The sequence below is a fragment of the Actinosynnema sp. CA-299493 genome (genome assembly GCF_050946825.1).
Lineage (GTDB): Bacteria > Actinomycetota > Actinomycetes > Mycobacteriales > Pseudonocardiaceae > Actinosynnema.
Genome location: NZ_CP191993.1, coordinates 9,269,475 through 9,286,850, shown reverse-complemented (window position 1 = coordinate 9,286,850; position 17,376 = coordinate 9,269,475). Strand labels below are relative to the sequence as shown.

The 17,376-nt window shown below is 71.3% G+C and carries 16 protein-coding genes; 6 read left to right on the top strand and 10 right to left on the bottom strand.

Translation table 11 applies throughout. The features are described from left to right. Positions 1-351: 351 nt before the first annotated feature. The 5 genes from rplI to ACQPYE_RS40350 all read right to left on the bottom strand — a co-directional run bounded on the left by rplI (position 352) and on the right by ACQPYE_RS40350 (position 3,130). On the bottom strand, positions 352-810 hold the full coding sequence (gene rplI / locus ACQPYE_RS40370; protein ID WP_498723086.1) for a 50S ribosomal protein L9: 459 nt from the start codon (positions 808-810) through the stop codon (positions 352-354). Between the two features lie 13 nt (positions 811-823). Further along, positions 824-1,063 carry a 30S ribosomal protein S18 gene (rpsR, locus tag ACQPYE_RS40365; protein ID WP_015805710.1) on the bottom strand — a complete coding sequence of 80 codons (240 nt, stop codon included), beginning with the start codon at positions 1,061-1,063 and terminating at the stop codon, positions 824-826. A 52-nt stretch (positions 1,064-1,115) separates the two neighbouring features. Next, on the bottom strand, positions 1,116-1,619 hold the full coding sequence (locus tag ACQPYE_RS40360; RefSeq protein WP_498718376.1) for a single-stranded DNA-binding protein: 504 nt from the start codon (positions 1,617-1,619) through the stop codon (positions 1,116-1,118). Between the two features lie 12 nt (positions 1,620-1,631). Then, positions 1,632-1,979, bottom strand: coding sequence for a 30S ribosomal protein S6 (gene rpsF / locus ACQPYE_RS40355; protein ID WP_498718375.1), 348 nt, complete (start codon positions 1,977-1,979; stop codon positions 1,632-1,634). Positions 1,980-2,110: 131 nt separating this feature from the next. After that, entirely contained in the window at positions 2,111-3,130 is a 1,020-nt protein-coding gene (locus tag ACQPYE_RS40350; protein ID WP_498718374.1) for a hypothetical protein, read from the bottom strand. A gap of 156 nt (positions 3,131-3,286) precedes the next feature. Between ACQPYE_RS40350 and ACQPYE_RS40345 the strand changes: the two genes are divergently transcribed. Then, complete coding sequence (locus ACQPYE_RS40345) at positions 3,287-4,057, top strand: deoxyribonuclease IV (RefSeq protein ID WP_498718373.1); 771 nt, start codon at positions 3,287-3,289, stop codon at positions 4,055-4,057. A gap of 2 nt (positions 4,058-4,059) precedes the next feature. Then, positions 4,060-5,460 carry a glycosyltransferase family 87 protein gene (locus ACQPYE_RS40340; protein ID WP_498718372.1) on the top strand — a complete coding sequence of 467 codons (1,401 nt, stop codon included), beginning with the start codon at positions 4,060-4,062 and terminating at the stop codon, positions 5,458-5,460. Between the two features lie 50 nt (positions 5,461-5,510). On the opposite strand, the gene ACQPYE_RS40335 is transcribed toward ACQPYE_RS40340, so the two are convergent. From ACQPYE_RS40335 to ACQPYE_RS40325, 3 genes are all read right to left on the bottom strand, one after another. Further along, positions 5,511-7,106: a glycosyltransferase family 87 protein gene (locus ACQPYE_RS40335; RefSeq protein ID WP_498718371.1), complete on the bottom strand. Its 1,596-nt coding sequence runs from the start codon at positions 7,104-7,106 to the stop codon at positions 5,511-5,513. Between the two features lie 148 nt (positions 7,107-7,254). Next, positions 7,255-9,816 carry a transglycosylase domain-containing protein gene (locus tag ACQPYE_RS40330; RefSeq protein ID WP_498718370.1) on the bottom strand — a complete coding sequence of 854 codons (2,562 nt, stop codon included), beginning with the start codon at positions 9,814-9,816 and terminating at the stop codon, positions 7,255-7,257. 457 nt (positions 9,817-10,273) lie between these two features. Then, positions 10,274-10,678 carry a DUF5318 domain-containing protein gene (locus tag ACQPYE_RS40325; protein WP_498718369.1) on the bottom strand — a complete coding sequence of 135 codons (405 nt, stop codon included), beginning with the start codon at positions 10,676-10,678 and terminating at the stop codon, positions 10,274-10,276. A 167-nt stretch (positions 10,679-10,845) separates the two neighbouring features. On the opposite strand from ACQPYE_RS40325, the gene ACQPYE_RS40320 reads away from it, so the two are divergent. Both ACQPYE_RS40320 and ACQPYE_RS40315 read left to right on the top strand, forming a co-directional pair. Next, a complete protein-coding gene (locus ACQPYE_RS40320) occupies positions 10,846-11,391 on the top strand; it encodes a PadR family transcriptional regulator (protein WP_498718368.1) in 546 nt (181 codons plus the stop codon). Positions 11,392-11,432: 41 nt separating this feature from the next. Continuing rightward, positions 11,433-12,524 carry an inositol-3-phosphate synthase gene (locus ACQPYE_RS40315; protein WP_498718367.1) on the top strand — a complete coding sequence of 364 codons (1,092 nt, stop codon included), beginning with the start codon at positions 11,433-11,435 and terminating at the stop codon, positions 12,522-12,524. Between the two features lie 55 nt (positions 12,525-12,579). Here ACQPYE_RS40315 and ACQPYE_RS40310 read toward each other — a convergent pair whose 3' ends face one another. Both ACQPYE_RS40310 and ACQPYE_RS40305 read right to left on the bottom strand, forming a co-directional pair. Beyond that, positions 12,580-13,308 (bottom strand): SDR family NAD(P)-dependent oxidoreductase, encoded by a 729-nt coding sequence (locus ACQPYE_RS40310; protein ID WP_498718365.1) that lies wholly within the window; start codon positions 13,306-13,308, stop codon positions 12,580-12,582. A 10-nt stretch (positions 13,309-13,318) separates the two neighbouring features. After that, positions 13,319-13,960, bottom strand: coding sequence for an HAD family hydrolase (locus ACQPYE_RS40305; RefSeq protein ID WP_498718363.1), 642 nt, complete (start codon positions 13,958-13,960; stop codon positions 13,319-13,321). A 65-nt stretch (positions 13,961-14,025) separates the two neighbouring features. On the opposite strand from ACQPYE_RS40305, the gene ACQPYE_RS40300 reads away from it, so the two are divergent. Further along, positions 14,026-15,186 (top strand): MFS transporter, encoded by a 1,161-nt coding sequence (locus tag ACQPYE_RS40300; protein WP_498718361.1) that lies wholly within the window; start codon positions 14,026-14,028, stop codon positions 15,184-15,186. 63 nt (positions 15,187-15,249) lie between these two features. After that, positions 15,250-17,283 (top strand): PhoX family protein, encoded by a 2,034-nt coding sequence (locus ACQPYE_RS40295; protein WP_498718360.1) that lies wholly within the window; start codon positions 15,250-15,252, stop codon positions 17,281-17,283. Positions 17,284-17,376: the final 93 nt, after the last annotated feature.

Below are 17,376 nucleotides of genomic sequence, written 5' to 3'. Positions count from 1 at the left end.
CACGCCACGCCTCGTGGTCCAGCGACGCTAGAGCCACCTGGATGGCGTAGGCAAACCCACCTGTGGACAACTCGGTGGACAGCTTGGGGATGGTTGCGCCCAGCTGACCACAGGGCTGGGGAAACCTGTGGACAACCTGGGTACAACTCGGGCCCAGACAAAAGTCGACGCAGGTCAAGGCCTGTGGATAAGTTTGTGGAAAAGTAGTGCGTCACACCGTCGGCGTGTCGCGTGTAACCGCCGGCACGGCGTGTCGCGACCGACGTGTCACAAGAGTTGTCCACAGCCAGACGTGCGAAAGCGCCGCCCGACCAGAACACCTGGTCGAACGGCGCTTCCCGGAAAGAAACGTCAGACCGAGCTGGCGACCTCGACCGAGAGCGCCACGGTGACCTCCGGGTGGAGCCGGACGTTCACCGAGTGCTTGCCCAGGGTCTTGATGTGACCCGCGATCTCGACGGACCGCTTGTCCAGCGTCGGGCCGCCGGCCGCGCGCACGGCCGACACGACGTCGGACGAGGTGACGGAGCCGAACAGCTTCTTCGAGCCCGTCGCGGACTTGGCCTTCAGCGTCACGGAGCCGAGGCCCTCAAGCGTGGCCTTGATCTCCTTGGCGTGGTCCAGGTCCCGCACCCGGCGGGTGTCCTGCGCCCGGCGGATGACCTCGACCTGCTTGGTCGCGCCCTTGGTGGCGATGATCGCCAGGCCGCGCGGCAGCAGGTAGTTGCGGCCGTAGCCGTCCTTGACCTCGACGATGTCGCCGGGGCCGCCGAGGCCGGTCACGTCAGCGGTGAGGATGAGCTTCACGATGCCGTCCCCTTTCTCAGCGAGCCGTCGAGGTGTAGGGCAGCAGCGCCATCTCGCGGGCGTTCTTGACGGCGACCGCGACGTCGCGCTGGTGCTGGGAGCAGTTGCCGGTGACCCGGCGGGCGCGGATCTTGCCCCGGTCCGAGATGTACTTCCGGAGCAGGGTGGTGTCCTTGTAGTCGATCAGGTTGGCGTTCTTGTCCTTGCAGAACGCGCAGACCTTCTTCTTGGGCTTGCGCACAGGCGGCTTGGCCATGTGTGGACTCCTGGTATTACGCAGTGAAGTGTGGAGTGGACCGGTGCCGGGTCTAGAAGGGGGGCTCGTCGGCGAAGCCACCGGAGCCGGCCGGGGGCGCGGAGCCCCACGGGTCGTCCGCCGGTGCGGAACCGCCGCCACCGCCACCGCGGGACTGACCGCCGCCGCCGAAGCCGCCGCCGCCGTCTCCACGGCTCACCTTGTTGACCTTCGCGGTCGCGTAGCGCAGCGAGGGGCCGATCTCGTCGACCTCAAGCTCGATGACGGTGCGCTTCTCGCCTTCCTTCGTGTCGAAGGAACGCTGGCGCAGCCGCCCGGAAACGAGCACGCGCGAACCGCGGGTGAGGGACTCGGCCACGTTCTCCGCGACCTGCCGCCACACGTTGCACCGCAGGAACAGCGCTTCGCCGTCCTTCCACTCGCCGCTGTTCTTGTCGAACGTGCGGGGGGTGGATGCCACGGTGAAGCTCGCCACCGCGGCGCCGGACTGGGTGAAGCGGAGTTCGGGATCGGCGGTCAGGTTGCCGACCACCGTGATCGTCGTCTCGCCTGCCATAGTCGAGGGCTCCTAGGCCTTGGCCTTGGCCGCGGCCTTGGCGGCGATCCGTGCCGCGGTCTTCGCGGCCTTGGCGGGATCGCGCCGGATGACCTTCGTCCGGAGCACCGTCTCCTGCAGGCCGAGCTGGCGGTCCAGCTCCTTCACCGCGTCGGGGCTCGAGATCAGGTCGAGGACGGCGTAGATGCCCTCGGCGCTCTTGTTGATCTCGAAGCTCAGCCGGCGCTTGCCCCACACCTCGACCTTCTCCACGTTGCCACCCGTGGTGCGGATGACGTTGAGGAACGTGTCGAGGGACGGCGCGATCGTGCGCTCGTCGAGACTGGGGTCGAGGATGACCATCACTTCGTAATGACGCATGAAGACCACTCACCTCCTGTGGACTCGGCGGCCACGGACGTTCCGTGGCAGGAGGGTCGTCGCGTCAGCAACCCGGGAAGGGTAACAGGCGGTCGGGCCGCGCCCGCCGGCGGTGCCCGGGAGGTGGCTCCCTACGCGGCGGAGGCGACGGCCCGGCGCAGGACCCAGGTGCGCACGAGCGCGCCCGTCACGCACGACAGCAGCAGCACGGCCAGCAGCACGGGCGCCGCCACACCGCCGCCCATCCGGCCCGAGCCGGGCAGCGCCTGGGCGCGGCCCGCGGTCTGCACGCCGTCGGGGTCGTCCGCGCCCGGCACGCCGTAGCCGGGCCGGTAGCCGCTCACCCCGCCGCCGTAGCGCACGCCGGGAGACGGCGCGTACCGACCGGGCACGGCGAACGGCAGGGCGCCGTAGCCGAACAGCGGCACGCGGCCGAAGTTGCCGCCCCACGGGTTCGCGCCGTACAGCGGCACGTCGAGCCCGCTGACGCCGCCGACCGGGTTGGTCGCCGGCGCCTGGCCGCCCGGGGTGGCGCCGGGGTTGCCGGTGCCGGGGTTCGCGCCCGGCTGACCGGTCTGCGGCGGCTGGTTGGGCGACGGCGTGCCGCCGGGCAGGTTCGGCAGGCCCGGCAGTTGGCCGGTGGCCTGCCCGGAGGCGTCCGCGAGCGCCTTCGACCCGTCCTGGACGGGCGCGACGGCGGCGTTGACGCCCTGCACGGTGACGCCGCACAGCTTGGTCAGCTCGGTGCGCACCCCGTTGGCGAGCGTCACGACGATCGGCCCGAGCAGCGGCAGCTTGACCAGCTCCGCGTTGACCTTGTTCGCGATGTCGCCGCCGGTGATGACGCCGGAGCCGGTGGGGATCGCGCCGATCGCGATGGGCGGCAGCGCCGAGAACGCCTGGCGGAACGGCTCCGCGAGCGGTGGCCCGAGCAGCGGGACCGCCCGGATCAGCTGCACGATCGGGTCGAGCACCGCGACCGGGCTCAGCGCCACCGGGGTGCCGGGCGCGCCCTGCACGGTGGTCGCGCAGCTGCCCACCACGACGGGTTCGGCGGCGGCGGCCGAACCGGAGCCCGCCGCGGCGCCGGCCGTGCCGACCGCGAGCACGACGGCCGCCGCGCCCACCAGTCGAGTGAGCCGGATCCGCATGTCTGGCCTCCTGGCGTGACGGCTGCGTTCCTTGTTTCCTACTTACAAGTAACGAGCGTAGGTGCTGATAGTGACGTGGGCCATCCCCCTCGATGACAAATTTCGTATCGCCGGCGGCCGTCGGCGCGTTTCGCCGTCCGACTACCCTCCACACCCATGCGCATCGGGGCTCACGTCCGCGACGACGACCCGCTCGGCGCCGCCGCCGACCGCGGCGCCGACGTCGTGCAGTTCTTCCTGGCCGACCCGCAGGGGTGGAAGGCGCCGAAGCCGCACCCGCAGACGGAGGGGTTGCTGGCCGCCGACCTGGACGTCTTCGTCCACGCGCCGTACCTGGCCAACGTGGCGTCGCTCAACAACCGCATCCGCATCCCGTCGCGGAAGATGGTGCTCCAGCACGCCGACGCCGCGGCGAAGGTCGGCGCCAAGGGCCTGATCGTGCACGGCGGGCACGTCGCCAAGGGCGAGGACCCGAACGACGGCATCGCCAACTGGCGCAAGATGTTCGAGCGGCAGGCCGAGAGCGGCGGCTTCGCGGTCCCGATCCTGATCGAGAACACCGCGGGCGGCGAGAACGCCATGGCGCGGACGTTCGACATGCTCGGCAGGCTGTGGGACGCGGTCGGCGAGTTCGGCGCCGGGTTCTGCCTGGACACCTGCCACGCGTTCGCCTCCGGTGAGGACCTGGTCGGCATCGTGGACCGGGTGAAGGCCATCACCGGGCGCGTCGACCTGGTCCACCTGAACAGCTCGCGCGACGAGTTCGGCTCCTCGCGGGACCGGCACGCCAACATCGCGTCCGGCACCATCGACCCCGGGCAGCTGGTCGCCGTGGCCGCCGCCGCCGGTTCGCCGGTGCTGGTCGAGACCCCGGACGAAGGGCAGGCGGCGGACATCGCGTTCCTCCGCGAGCACCTGGGTCGTTGAGGGTGACCCGGGAGGTGGTGGCCGTGCCGGAGCGCGCGGGCGCCGGGTCGCCGCCGTCGCGGTTCGGCCGGGTCGCGCTCGCCGCGGTCGTCCTCCTGTGCGGGCTGACGATGTTCGCCGGCTTCCTCAACAAGGACCGCTGCACCGGGCCGGAGTTCGACCAGTGGGGCCGCAGCGGGCCGGACTACGAGCGGCGCAACAAGGCCGAGGTCTGCTACTCCGACATCCAGCACCTGTGGATCGGCCGCGACATCGACCGGCACGTCTTCCCGTACGTGAACGGGAGCATCGACAGCAAGGGCGTGCTGGTCGGCGGGGTGGTCGAGTACCCGGTGCTGACCGGGCTGATGATCTGGGCCGGCGCGATCCCGGCGCGCACCGACGCCGCGTTCCTGCTGTTCTCGGCGCTGCTGATGGCGCCGTTCGGGTTGGCCGCCGGGTGGCTGCTCGGGAAGCTGAGCCGGTGGCGCGCGCTGATCTGGGCGCTGGGCCCGCCGGTGGTGCTCTACGCGTTCCACAACTGGGACCTGCCGGTCGTGTGCTGCGCCGTGGCGGCGGTGTACGTGGTGCACCGGGGCTGGGGACGGCGCGAGCGGCCGCTGGTCGACCGCGCGGTGGTCGCGTCCGTGCTGCTGGGCCTCGGGTTCGCGTTCAAGGTCTACCCGGCGATCTTCGTGCTGCCGCTGTGCCTGTACGTGCTGACCGGCGGTCCCGGCGGCCGGTGGTTGCCGCGCGGTGCCCGCTACGACCTCGCGGGCGCGGTGAAGCCGGCGCTGGCGGCCGTGGTGACGGTCGTGCTGGTCAACCTGCCGTTCGCGGTGGCCGGGCTGGAGGGCTGGCAGGCGTCGTTCGCGTTCCAGGGCCTGCGACGGGTCGACATCACCACGAACTCGATCTGGTTCTGGTCGATGCGGCCCTTCATGCCCGACGACGCCATGCAGTCGCTGGTGGCCGTGCTGTCGCCGCTCGCGATCGTGCTGTCGTTCGCGCTGGCGTGCCGGCTCGGCTGGCGGCGGTACCTGGCCGAGGGCAGCTACCCGTGGGTGGCCGTGTCGGCGTCGATGCTGTGCGGTTTCCTGCTGCTGCACAAGGTGCACTCGCCGCAGTACACGCTGTGGCTGGTGCCGATGTTCGTGCTGCTGAGGGTGCACTGGGGCTGGGTGGCGGCGTACTTCGCGGCGGACCTCGCCATGGGCGTCGGCATCTTCCGCTGGTTCTACGCGATCGAGTTCGGCGAGCCGTCCGGGATCTACGACGGGTTGTCGGCGCAGGCCGTGGTGATCGGCGTGTGGGGCCGGGCGGCGCTGCTGGTGGCGCTGTTCTTCGTCTTCCTGCGCTCCGAGGTCACGTTCGCCGACCGCCGGCCGGCCCGACGCCGGCCGGCGCCCACGACCACCGCGTAGCCCGACCGCCCGCGACCGCCGTCAGCCCGACCGCCCGCGACCGGCGCTGCTCAGCCGCCCACGCCGACGGGCACCGGGGCGTCGTCCGGGCGCCGCCGCCGCAACCGCAGCGCGAACCGGTCCGGCGCGTCGTCGACGAACCCGCCGCACGGGTCGTCGTCACCGGCCTGGCGCACCTTGTCCAGGGCCGGCCGGTAGATCTCGCGGACGATGAGGCCGCACAGCACGAGCACCGCGACGTCGCGCGCCACCACCGCGCCGAGGAACCAGTCGATCGGCAGGCCCTTGTTGTCCACGCCCAGGTAGAAGAACATCCGCGGCACCCAGACCAGCGCGTCCACCGCCATCCACACCAGCAGCAGCTTCCACCTCGGCAGCGCCAGCACGGCCAGCGGCACGAGCCACAGGGAGTACTGCGGGCTCCACACCTTGTTCGTCAGCAGGAACGCGGCCACCACGAGGAACGCCAGCTGCGCGAACCTCGGCCGGCGCGGCGCGGACATGGCCACGAACCCGACCGCCGCGCAGCACACCAGGAACAGCACCGCGCTGACCGTGTTCAGCACCTCGGGCGCCTGCCCGTGCGGCAGCCCCGGGTCGAAGCCCGGCCACCCGGTCCACTGCGCGATCACGTTGTAGAGCGAGTCCGGGTCGACGCCGCGCTCGGTGTTGAGCCGGAAGAACTCGCGCCAGCCGTCCGGGTAGAGCCAGGCGATCGGCGCGTTCACCAGCCCCCACGTCGCCAGCGTCGCGCCGAACGTGGTCCACCCGGCCCGCAGCTTGCCCGCGCGCCAGCACAGCAGCAGCAACGGCCCGAGCAGGAACAGCGGGTACAGCTTCGCCGCGCCGCCCAGCCCGAGCAGCACGCCCGCCAGCACCGGCTTCTTGCGCGCCCACGCGAGCATCCCCGCCGTGGCGAACGCCGTGGCCAGCGTGTCGAAGTTGGTGAACGCGTGCACGACCACCAACGGCGACACCGCCACCAGCACCGCGTCGTACGGCCGTCGCCTGGCCAGTTGCGCCACCGCGAACGCGGTCACCAGCCACGCCAGCGCCAGCCACAGCGCGGTGATGTTGAAGTACACGATCACGGTCATGGGGTTGGGCAGCCACCCGGACGAGGCGATCACCGTCCAGCCCTGCGCCATGCGCGCGTTGAGCAGCTGGAACATGCCCGTCAGCACGGGGTACTCCATGTACCGCACGTGCGCGGTCGGCTTGCCCTCGTCGTCCACCCACGAGGTCTTGTAGGGGAACGTGTCCGGCTTGTCCAAGCGCTCCGCCGTGTACAGCGGCACGGTGTCGGAGTAGCACATCGCGGTGAACTGCTTGCTGCCCCGCCAGTCGAGCTGCACCACGCCGTTGTCGTCCACGTACTGCTGCACGCACGGCGACTTCTGGAACCACGCCAGCGCCAGCGTCACCACCGCGAACAGCAGCACGACCCGCAGCGGCGTCCAGAACCACTGCCGCCCGACCGACGCGTGCCTGCCGACCGGTCCGCCCAGCGGCTTGCTCGCCGCCCGCGCCAGCGGCTCGGTCCACGTCGGGTTGACCCGCTCGCCGGGGCTGAGCGAGTCGGTGTCGTCGGCGTTCGCCCGCGAGCCGTCGGGGGTCGCCTGCGAGTGCTGCGAGGGGCTGGCCACGGTGACGGATGCTACGGGCAGGGGTCGACGGAAGTTGTGAGGTCGTCGCGAACCCGGGGTGATCGTCGCGCCGTCGCCGCGGGCCCGGCACGCGAAGAGGGGCCCGGCACTCGGCCGGACCCCTCCTCACGTGCGCTGACCGCGGGTGCTAACCCGTCGGCGGACTACCGCCGCCACCGATCGGGTTGGGCTCGTTCTCCTCCGTCGTGGTGGAGGTGGGCGGACAGGCCAGGCCGACGCACGGACGCGTGGTGCGCGTCGGCGTGGTGGTCGTCGGCTTGGTCGTGGTGGGCTCGGTCGTGGTCGACCGGTTCTCCTCTTCCCGCTTCGGCGTGGTGGTCGTCGGCTGGGTCGTGGTGGTCGTCGGCTTCGGGTCGTCGAACTGACCGATCTTCCGCGGCTTCGGGAAGGGCTCCGCCGGCGTCCCCTCCAGCGACTTGTCCATGAACTTCTTCCAGATCTGACCGGGCAGGCCACCACCGAAGATCGGGTTGTTCTTGTTGTCCTTCAGCGCCACGTTGCCCTCGTCGCGACCCAGCCACACCGACGTGGCCAGCGACGGCGTGTAGCCGACCATCCAGGCCTTCGAGTTCTGGCTGGCGTCGTCGGGCAGCTCGTGCGTGCCGGTCTTGCCGGCGCACTCGCGGCCCGCGCACGGGATCTTCGAGTACGTGAGGACGGGCTTGAGCGCCTCGGTGACGTTGTCCGCGATGTCCTGGTTCTTCTGCGGGTCTTCCGGGTCGAACGCCAGCCGCGACACGTCGACGTGCTGGTAGACCGCCTTGTTCTCGGCGTTGGTGATCTTCGAGATGAAGAACGGCTCGTGGTAGACGCCGCGCGCGGCGAACGTGGCGTAGGCCGAGGCCATGTCGAACGGCCGGACCTGCGCCTCGCCACCGCCGATCGCGATGCCGACGTTCGGCGGGCCGCCGTTCTCGTTGGCCAGCAGCTTCTTCTGCTGGCCCTGCACCTCGACCGACTTCGGGATGCCCGCCGCGTGGGCGGCGTCGGCGACCGGCTGGGTGCCGATGTCGATCACCATCTCGTAGAACACCGTGTTCAGCGACATCTCCATCGCCTTGCGGATGGGGCACTGCTCGCCGCAGGTGTTGTTCCGGTCCGACGCGTTGCGGATCGTGATGCTGGTGCCGCCGAGGTTGAACGTCTTCGGCGAGCGGCCGTCGTAGGTCGAGCCGAGGCCCTTGCCCGCCTTCAGCGCGGCGACCAGGTCGAAGGGCTTGAACGACGAGCCCGCCTCCTGGAGGGTGTTCGTCGCGTAGTCCAGGCCGGTGCCGTCCTCGCCCGCGTAGTACGCCCTCACCGCGCCGGTCTGCGGGTCGATCGCGGTGAGCGAGGACCGCAGCTCCTTGGGTTGGGGACCGAGGACCTCGTGCACCGCGTCCTCGGCCGCCTGCTGCTTCGGCGGCTCGATGGTGGTGTGCACGGTGACGCCGACCTTCTGCGCCTTCTCGACGTCCCACTCGACCTTGGCCATCTCCTGGATGACCTGCTCGCGGATGTGCAGGCGGATGGAGCTCAACCCCGACTGGTCGACCTGCTCGACCGGCTGCGGGAACTTCTCGGTGTTCCGGTAGGCCGGGTCGATCCAGTTGTACTTGAGCATCTGGTCCATCACGTAGTTCCAGCGCTCTTCCATGTACGCCTGCTGCCAGTCCCGGCTCGGGTTCTGGATCATGCCCGCGAGCAGGGCGGCCTGGGAGGGCGTGAGGTCCTTCAGCTCGTTGACGCCGAAGTAGGCCTTCGCCGCCGTCTTGATGCCGTAGCCGCCCTTGCCGAAGTAGATCGTGTTCAGGTAGGCGGTGAGGATGTCTTCCTTGTCCTGCTGCTCGGACATCTTGTACGCGGTGACGGCTTCGGTGAACTTGCGGGTCAGCGTCATGTCGGACTGGTCGGTGGCCTTCTTGACGTACTGCTGCGTCAGGCCCGAGCCACCGCTCTGCTCACCCTTGAGCTGGTAGTACCCCGCGCGCGCGATCGCGGTGAGGTCGAAGCCGACGTTCGTCTCGAACGTCGGGTCCTCCGCCGCGTACACCGCGTGCTTGATCGAGTCCGGCAGGTCCTCGTACTTGACCAGGGTCCGGTTCGCCTCGCCGGGCGCGATCTTGGTCATCTCCGTGCCGTCGGCGTAGAGGACCGTGATCGCCTTGCCCTGCTCGGCCGCGACGACCTCCGGGTTCGGCACCTCCACCACCTGGTAGGCGATGGCGAACGCGGCGACCGGCGCCAGGAGCATCAGGCCGAAGGCCACGTAGGTGGCGCGGCGCACGCGGCGCCAGACCTTCTTGCGACGCACGGCGCGGGCTTCCTCCTCGGTGAGCTCCTCGTCGTACTCGTCGTCGTAGAACGGCTCCAGCTCGACCTCGTCCTCGCGGTGCGTGAGGAGCTCGGGCTCGCGCGGCGTGGTCTGGTAGACGGGCGGCAGCAGGTCCGTCGGCTCCTCGCCGGGACGCCGCTGGGGGCCGCCCGGACCCGCCTGACCGGGACCGCCCGGACCCACCGGACCGCCGGGTCGGCGCGGACCGCCCGGACCGCCGACCGGTGGCCGGCCACCGGGGGGCACGGGACCACCGGGTCCGCGCATGCCGCCGGGAGGCGTGGTGGGGCGCCGGCCGGGGCCGCCGGGCACGCTGCCCGCGACGGCCGGGCCACCGGGACCGGTCGGCGGACCGCCCGGCCTGCCGTGGGGCACGGGTCCACCCGCGTTGGGCACGGGTCCGCCTGCGGGAGGCACGGGTCCGCTTGCGGGGGGCACGGGTCCGCCCGGCCTGCGCGGCGGCGGACCACCGCGCGGGATGCCGCCGGGTGGCGTGCCACCCGCCGGTGGGCCACCCGCCGGCGGCGCGCCGGGACGGACGAACCCGCCCGGCGGGGTGCCGTGCCCGGGGACGGGTCCGTCCGCCGGAGTGCGCGCGAAACCACCTGGCGGGGTGTTCGGACGCTCCGGCTGATCCCCGGCGCCGTGGCGCGGTGGGTGCCCGCCGCCGTCCGGGTCCTCCCCGGTCGGCCATTGCGGCTCCGCGCCACGATGCCTGTCGTCATGCTGGTCGTTCACGAAATGGCCTCCCAGACCGGCGTGCCGTTGCACGCGGTTCGGTGGTCGTACGCCGCTGCTCCTCGCCGGAGCGGCGCCCGTGGTCGGAGCACGTTCACTCCGCCGCGGTCCTCCTGCGTGGCTTGGATGAGTTCAGGCCACGCGTTCCCAGGACGTATGACTGCACCAGGTGGTTCCAACTACATGTGCGGCAAACTTCGACCACGTACACGGTGAACTCCTCGAAGAGGGTCGCCATGCGGGCCAGTTCGTCGGCGGTGCGCGCGGACCCGGCCGCGTGCTTGAGCTCGTCGCCGTAGACCCACGACACGTGGGTGAGCGGTTCCTTCCGGCACACCGGGCAGGTCACCTCGCTCGGCCGGCCGTGGAACTTCGCGGCTCGCAGCAGGTACGGGCTCGCGTCGCAGACCTCCATCGTGCCCACTCGGCCCGCGTAGACCTCCGCCAGCAGCGCACGGCGCTGCAAGGCGTAGTCCACGACCTGGCGTTGGGTCGACACGACGACCAGAGTACGTGCCGCCCCAACCGCGTCGATGGGCCGTTCGGGGCAGCAGGCCGAAGGCAGGGGTCGCTGTGTGCCACGCGACACCGTGACGGCGTGCGCGGATGTATCGCCCCGATATACTGACCGCACCCATCGGCGCTCACCGGAGCGAGGAGGTGCCCGTGCTGGAGTTCGCGGTGCTCGGGCTGCTGCACGAGGCGCCCATGCACGGCTACGAGCTGCGCAAGCGCCTGCACGAGCTGCTGGGTGCGTTCCGCGCGTTCTCCTACGGGACGCTGTACCCCACGTTGCGCAAGCTGCAACGTGCCGGCCTCATCGTCGAGGAAGTGCCCGAGGACGACTCGGCCCGGTGGGGCCGTCGGGCGCGCAAGGTCTACAAGCTCACCGCGGAGGGCAAGGAGAGGTTCGCCGAACTGCTGGTCAACGCCGGACCCCAGACGTGGGACGACGACTCGTTCGGCGTCCACCTGGCGTTCTTCTCCAGGACCCCCGTCGAGATCAGGATGCGCATCCTCGAAGGCCGCAGGCGCCGCGTCGAAGAGCGCCGCGAGGGGCTGCGCACCTCGTTATCGGCTACCAGCGAACGCATCGACCGGTACACCCGGGAGCTGCACCGGCTCGGGCTCGAGAGCACCGAGCGCGAAGTGCGGTGGTTGAACGAGCTGATCGCCCATGAACAGGCCGAACAGCGCGAGCAGGACCAATAACACCCCGAATAAGAGCACGGAAGAACTAAGGAGGACTCGGCATGGGCGACAACCGCCGCACTGTTCGAGTGGCCATTGTCGGGGTCGGCAACTGCGCGGCGTCGCTGGTGCAGGGCGTCCACTACTACCGCGACGCCGACCCGAACACCCGCGTGCCCGGTCTGATGCACGTCCGGTTCGGCGACTACCACGTGCGCGACATCGAGTTCGTCGCCGCGTTCGACGTGGACGCCAAGAAGGTCGGCACGGACCTGTCCGAGGCCATCGGGGCGAGCGAGAACAACACGGTCAAGATCGCCGACGTGCCGCCGCTCGGCGTCACCGTGCAGCGCGGTCACACCCTCGACGGGCTCGGCCGGTTCTACCGGGAGACCATCGAGGAGTCCGACGAGCAGCCGGTCGACGTGGTTCGGGCGCTGCGCGACGCCGAGGCCGACGTGCTCGTGTCCTACCTGCCGGTCGGCTCCGAGGCGGCGGACCGCTTCTACGCGCAGGCCGCCATCGACGCGGGCGTGGCGTTCGTCAACGCGCTGCCGGTGTTCATCGCCTCCGACCCGGAGTGGGCGGAGAAGTTCCGCGCGGCCGGCGTGCCGATCGTGGGCGACGACATCAAGTCGCAGGTCGGCGCCACCATCACGCACCGCGTGCTGGCCAAGCTGTTCGAGGACCGCGGCGTCCAGCTCGACCGGACGATGCAGCTCAACGTGGGCGGGAACATGGACTTCCTGAACATGAAGGAGCTGGAGCGGCTGGAGTCCAAGAAGGTCTCCAAGACGCAGGCGGTGACCTCCCAGGTCGACCGCGACCTCGGCAAGCGCAACGTGCACATCGGCCCGTCCGACTACGTCGCGTGGCTGGACGACCGCAAGTGGGCGTACGTGCGGCTGGAGGGTCGCGCGTTCGGCGACGTGCCACTGAACCTGGAGTACAAGCTCGAGGTGTGGGACTCGCCCAACTCGGCGGGCATCATCATCGACGCGGTGCGCGCGGCGAAGATCGCGCTGGACCGGGGCATCGGCGGCCCGATCCTGTCGGCGTCGTCGTACTTCATGAAGTCGCCGCCCGTGCAGTACTCGGACTCCGAGGCGCACGAGGCGGTCGAGGCGTTCATCCGCGGCGACGTGGAGCGCTGACCTCCGCGGTGGAGCCCCCTGCGCCCGGCCTCGGGCACAGGGGGCTCCGCCGTGCTCAGCGCTTGGAGAGCCTCAGCGACTGCCACGACCCGTCGGCCGTCCAGCCGCCGTCCACCGGCAGCGCGACGCCGTTGACGAAGCCGCTGCGGGTCGGGTCGGCCAGGAAGGCGACGGCCTGCGCGATGTCGTCGGGCGCCGCGAACCGGCCCATCGGCACGTGGTCGGTGATGTCGGTGTCGTCGTAGTGCCCGCCCGCCTGCGACTCGACGTCCATCTCGGTCTTCACCCACCCCGGGCAGACCGCGTTGACCCGGACACCGCGCCCGCCCCACTCCACGGCGAGCGTGCGCGTCATGCCGATCAGCCCGTGCTTCGTGGTGTTGTAGACGGCCCGGTCGGCGACGCCGCGCAGCCCGGCCACGGACGCGATGTTCACCACCGCGCCCCGCCCGCGCGCCAGCATCACCCGCCCCAGCGCCTGCGTCAGCAGGAACGGCCCGGTCAGGTTGACCGCCACCATCCGCTCCCACAGCTCCAGGGACGTGTCCTCGAACGGCACGATCCCCGCGATCCCGGCGTTGTTGACCAGCACGTCGACCCGGTCGCCCACCCGCTCGGCCACCCTGGCCACGTCGTACGGCGACGACACGTCGCCCACCACGCCGCCGTCGGTCTCCGTCAGGTCGAACCCGACCACCTCGTACCCGTCCGCGCGCAACACCTCGGCCACCCGCGCCCCGATGCCCTGCGCCGCACCGGTGACCACCGCAACTCGTCGCTCCATGGTGGGCACGCTAGGGCGTCGGCAGCGCTCCGGGCAGGTCCGACAGCCGCCGCAACACGGTGACGTGCGTCAACACGGCCGGGTCCGGCGGGAAGTGGGGGTTCGGGACGGCGTAGACGGTCATGCCGGCGGCCAGGGCGGCGCGCAGGCCGTTGGTCGAGTCCTCCACCGCCGCGCTGCGGGCCGGGTCGACGCCCAGCTTCGACGTGGCCAGGAGGTAGACGTCCGGGGCCGGCTTGCCCGCGCCCGCCTGCTCGCTGGAGACGGCCACCTGGACGACGTCGGTCAGGTCGGTCGCGGCGAGGAACGACTTGATCAGGACCGGCGGGGACGAACTGGCGATGGCGACGGGGTGGCGGGACGCCACCACGCGCACGACGTCCACCGCGCCCGGCAGCACGGGCGGGCCCTCGGCGTAGCGCTCGGCCATCTCGCCGATCACCCCGGCCGCCGCCTCGGCCGGGGTCAGCCGCACGCCGACCTCGCTCACCAGGTACGTCGCCCACTCGGGCGTGCTCATGCCCTGCATCGCCCTGGTCGCCGCGGGCAGCCACGTGCCCCCGTGCCGGGCGGCGAAGGCCTGGCGCACCTCGTCCCACATCCGCTCGGAGTCCACCAGCACGCCGTCGAGGTCGAACACCACCGCATCCACACCCCTGACCGTAGTGTGAACGACCTTACTTCGCTAAGCTAATCAAAATCGGTTAGGGTAGCTAAGTGAATTTCCTCGACCAATCCCGTCAGGTGTGGGTCACGGCGTTCGCGGCGGTGATCGCGTTCATGGGCATCGGGCTCGTCGACCCCATCCTGCTGTCGATCGCCGAGGGCCTGCACGCCACACCGTCGCAGGTCACCCTCCTGTTCTCCTCCTACCTGGGCGTCCAGGTCGTCGCCATGCTGTTCACCGGCGTCGCGTCGGCCCGCTTCGGCGCGAAGCGCACGCTCGTCGGCGGCCTGGCCCTGATCGTGGTCGCCACGGCCCTCTGCGCGCTCGCCGGCGGCATCGGCCAACTCGTCGGCCTGCGCGCCGTGTGGGGCCTCGGCAACGCGTTCTTCATCGCCACCGCGCTGTCGGTGATCGTGGGCGCGGCCACCGGCGGCCAGAAGGGCGCGATCCTGCTCTACGAAGCCGCCCTCGGCCTCGGGCTGTCCGTCGGACCGCTGCTGGGCGCGCTGCTCGGCAGCTTCTCGTGGCGCGGGCCGTTCATCGGCACCGCCGTGCTGATGGCGATCGCGTTCGTGCTGTGCTCGGTGTTCCTCGCCGACGACGAGCCGCGGCACGAAATCCGGCTCCTCGACCCCCTGCGCGCCCTGCGCCACCCCGGCCTGCTGCGCACCGCCACCGGCTCCGCCCTCTACACGGCCGCGTTCTTCGCCGTGCTGGCCTGGTCGCCGTTCGTCCTCGGCTGGGGCGCGGTGCAGATCGGGCTCGTCTTCTTCGGCTGGGGCGCGTGCGTCGCGGTCTCCGGCGTCTGGCTCGCGCCGCGCTTGGCCGACCGCTTCGGCGACCGCCGCGCCACCGTCGCCGCGGTGCTCGCGTTCGCGGCGTTGATGCTGGTCATGGCGGTGCCGAACAAGCCGCTGCTGGTCGTCGCGGTGATCGTCAGCGGTGTGGTGTCCGGCCTGCTCAACACCCTGTTCACGAGCGCCGCGATGAGCGTCAGCCCCGCGCCGCGCCCGGTGGCCAGCGCCGGCTACAACTTCCTGCGCTGGCTCGGCGGCGCGCTGGCGGCGACGTTCGTCGGCCACCTGGCCCAGCCGTTCGTGGTCGCCGCGGTGTGCTGCGTCCTCGCCGCCGGGCTGCTGGCCCTCGGCCGCACGTCCGAGCACGCCGTGCCGACCGAAGCGATCCTGGTCGGAGAAGACCTGGTGGGTTAACAAGCGGTGAACGCCGGCCTACGGTCCGTTGGTCCCCAACTGACCACAGGAGGCGTTCTAGTGGTGAGACATCTTCCACTGCTGGCCAACCACTCCCCCGGACGCGCGGCCGTCACCTGCCAGTACCGCTGCGGCGACGCGTGCTTCCACGACGTGCCCAACACCTCGGGCAACCCGTACTTCGGCGACCTGGTCGACCGGCGCACCGCCATCAAGGCGGCCGTGGTCGTCGGAGCGCTCGGCGGCGCAACGGCCGCAGCCGCCACCACCGCAGCCGCCACCACCGCCGCCACCGCCGCGGCCGAACCCGACGCGGCGGGGCGGCACCCCCTCGGCCTGGACTTCGCCCCCGTCGCGCCGAACACGCTCGACGCCGTCGTCGTCCCCGAGGGCTACCGCCACGAGGTCGTGATCCGCTGGGGCGACCCGCTCTTCCCGGACGCGCCCCGGTTCGACTTCGACCACCAGACCGCGGCGGCGCAGGCGAGGCAGTTCGGCTACAACTGCGACTTCGCCGCGCTGCTGCCGCTGGACGCGCTCGGCCGGACGAACCTGCTGGTCACCAACCACGAGTACACCGGCGAGCCGTTCATGTTCCGCGGCTACGACGCCGAGCACCCCACCCGCGAGCAGGTCGAGATCGCGTGGGCCGCGCACGGCCTGTCCGTGGTGCGGGTCGAGCAGGCCCGCGACGGCCGCCTCACCACCCGGTTCTCCCGCCACAACCGCCGCATCACCGCCACCACGCCGTTCAAGCTGACCGGCCCGGCGGCGGGATCGGCGCTGCTCAAGACGTCGGCCGACCCGACCGGCACTCTTGTCCTGGGCACGTTGAACAACTGCGCGGGCGGTGTCACGCCGTGGGGCACGATCCTGTCCGGCGAGGAGAACTTCAACCAGTACTTCGCCAACGCCGAGGCGCTCGCCGACCCGCGCCTGACCCGCTACGGCGTCACCGGCGCGGCCACCACCCGCAAGTGGGAGCGGTTCGACGAGCGGTTCGACCTCGCCCGCGAGCCGAACGAGGTCAACCGGTTCGGCTACGTGGTCGAACTCGACCCGACCGACCCCGACTCCACCCCGGTCAAGCACACCGCGCTGGGCCGCTTCAAGCACGAGTGCGCCAACGTCCGCCTCGCCGCCGACGGACGAGTGGTCGCCTACTCCGGTGACGACGAGCGGTTCGAGTACATCTACAAGTTCGTCTCCACCGGCAAGGTCCGCAAGGGCGAGGGCAAGGCCGCCCGCCGGCACAACATGACGCTGCTGGACGACGGCACCCTCTACGTCGCCCGCTTCACCGGCGACAGCCCGCCCGCCGAGATCGACGGCACGGGCCGCCTGCCCTCCGACGGGAGGTTCGACGGCCGCGGCGAGTGGGTGCCGCTCGCGTCCGGCGACCGGTCGTTCGTGCCGGGCATGACCGCCGAGGAGGTCTACGTCTTCACCCGGCTCGCCGCCGACCGGGTCGGGGCGACCAGGATGGACCGCCCCGAGGACATCCAGACCCACCCGCACACCGGTGTCGTCTACTGCGCCCTGAGCAACAACGTCGACCGGGGCAAGGCGGGCAAGGAGGGCGCGACCGAGCCGAACCCCCGGGTGAACAACAAGCACGGCCAGGTGCTGGAGCTGACCGAACGCGGCGGCGACGCCCTCGCGCTCGCGTTCTCCTGGAACCTCATGCTGGTGTGCGGCGACCCGGCGTCGCCGGACACCTACTTCGCGGGCTACGACAAGAGCCGGGTGTCGCCCATCTCCAGCCCCGACAACGTGGCGTTCGACCGGCACGGCAACCTGTGGATCTCCAGCGACTCGGGCGGCGCGCTCAACGGCCACAACGACGGCCTCTACGCCGTGCCCGTGTCCGGTGCGCAGCGCGGTCACCTCAAGGCGTTCCTCACCGTGCCCCGCGGCGCGGAGACGTGCGGCCCGGTGATCGGCGAACGCGTCGTCACGGTGTGCGTGCAGCACCCCGGCGAGGTCGACGGCGCGAGCGCGGACAACCCGGCCTCGCACTGGCCCGACGGCGGCGACTCGCAACCCCGGCCGTCGGTGGTCGCGGTGTGGCGGGAAGGACGTCGCGTCGGCGAGTGAGGCCGCCGGGGTGGTCGCCCGGTGCGACCGGGCGACCACCCCGCGTGCGAGCCGGTGGTCCCGGTCCGGTGACGATCGAGGTGTTCGCCTCGC

Bases quoted from the DNA above. Each gene is read 5' to 3' on its own strand.
- rpsR (WP_015805710.1), bottom strand. From the start codon at position 1,063: ATGGCCAAGCCGCCTGTGCGCAAGCCCAAGAAGAAGGTCTGCGCGTTC.
- ACQPYE_RS40360 (WP_498718376.1), bottom strand. From the start codon at position 1,619: ATGGCAGGCGAGACGACGATCACGGTGGTCGGCAACCTGACCGCCGAT.
- rpsF (WP_498718375.1), bottom strand. From the start codon at position 1,979: ATGCGTCATTACGAAGTGATGGTCATCCTCGACCCCAGTCTCGACGAG.
- ACQPYE_RS40350 (WP_498718374.1), bottom strand. From the start codon at position 3,130: ATGCGGATCCGGCTCACTCGACTGGTGGGCGCGGCGGCCGTCGTGCTC.
- ACQPYE_RS40345 (WP_498718373.1), top strand. From the start codon at position 3,287: ATGCGCATCGGGGCTCACGTCCGCGACGACGACCCGCTCGGCGCCGCC.
- ACQPYE_RS40315 (WP_498718367.1), top strand. From the start codon at position 11,433: ATGGGCGACAACCGCCGCACTGTTCGAGTGGCCATTGTCGGGGTCGGC.
- ACQPYE_RS40310 (WP_498718365.1), bottom strand. From the start codon at position 13,308: ATGGAGCGACGAGTTGCGGTGGTCACCGGTGCGGCGCAGGGCATCGGG.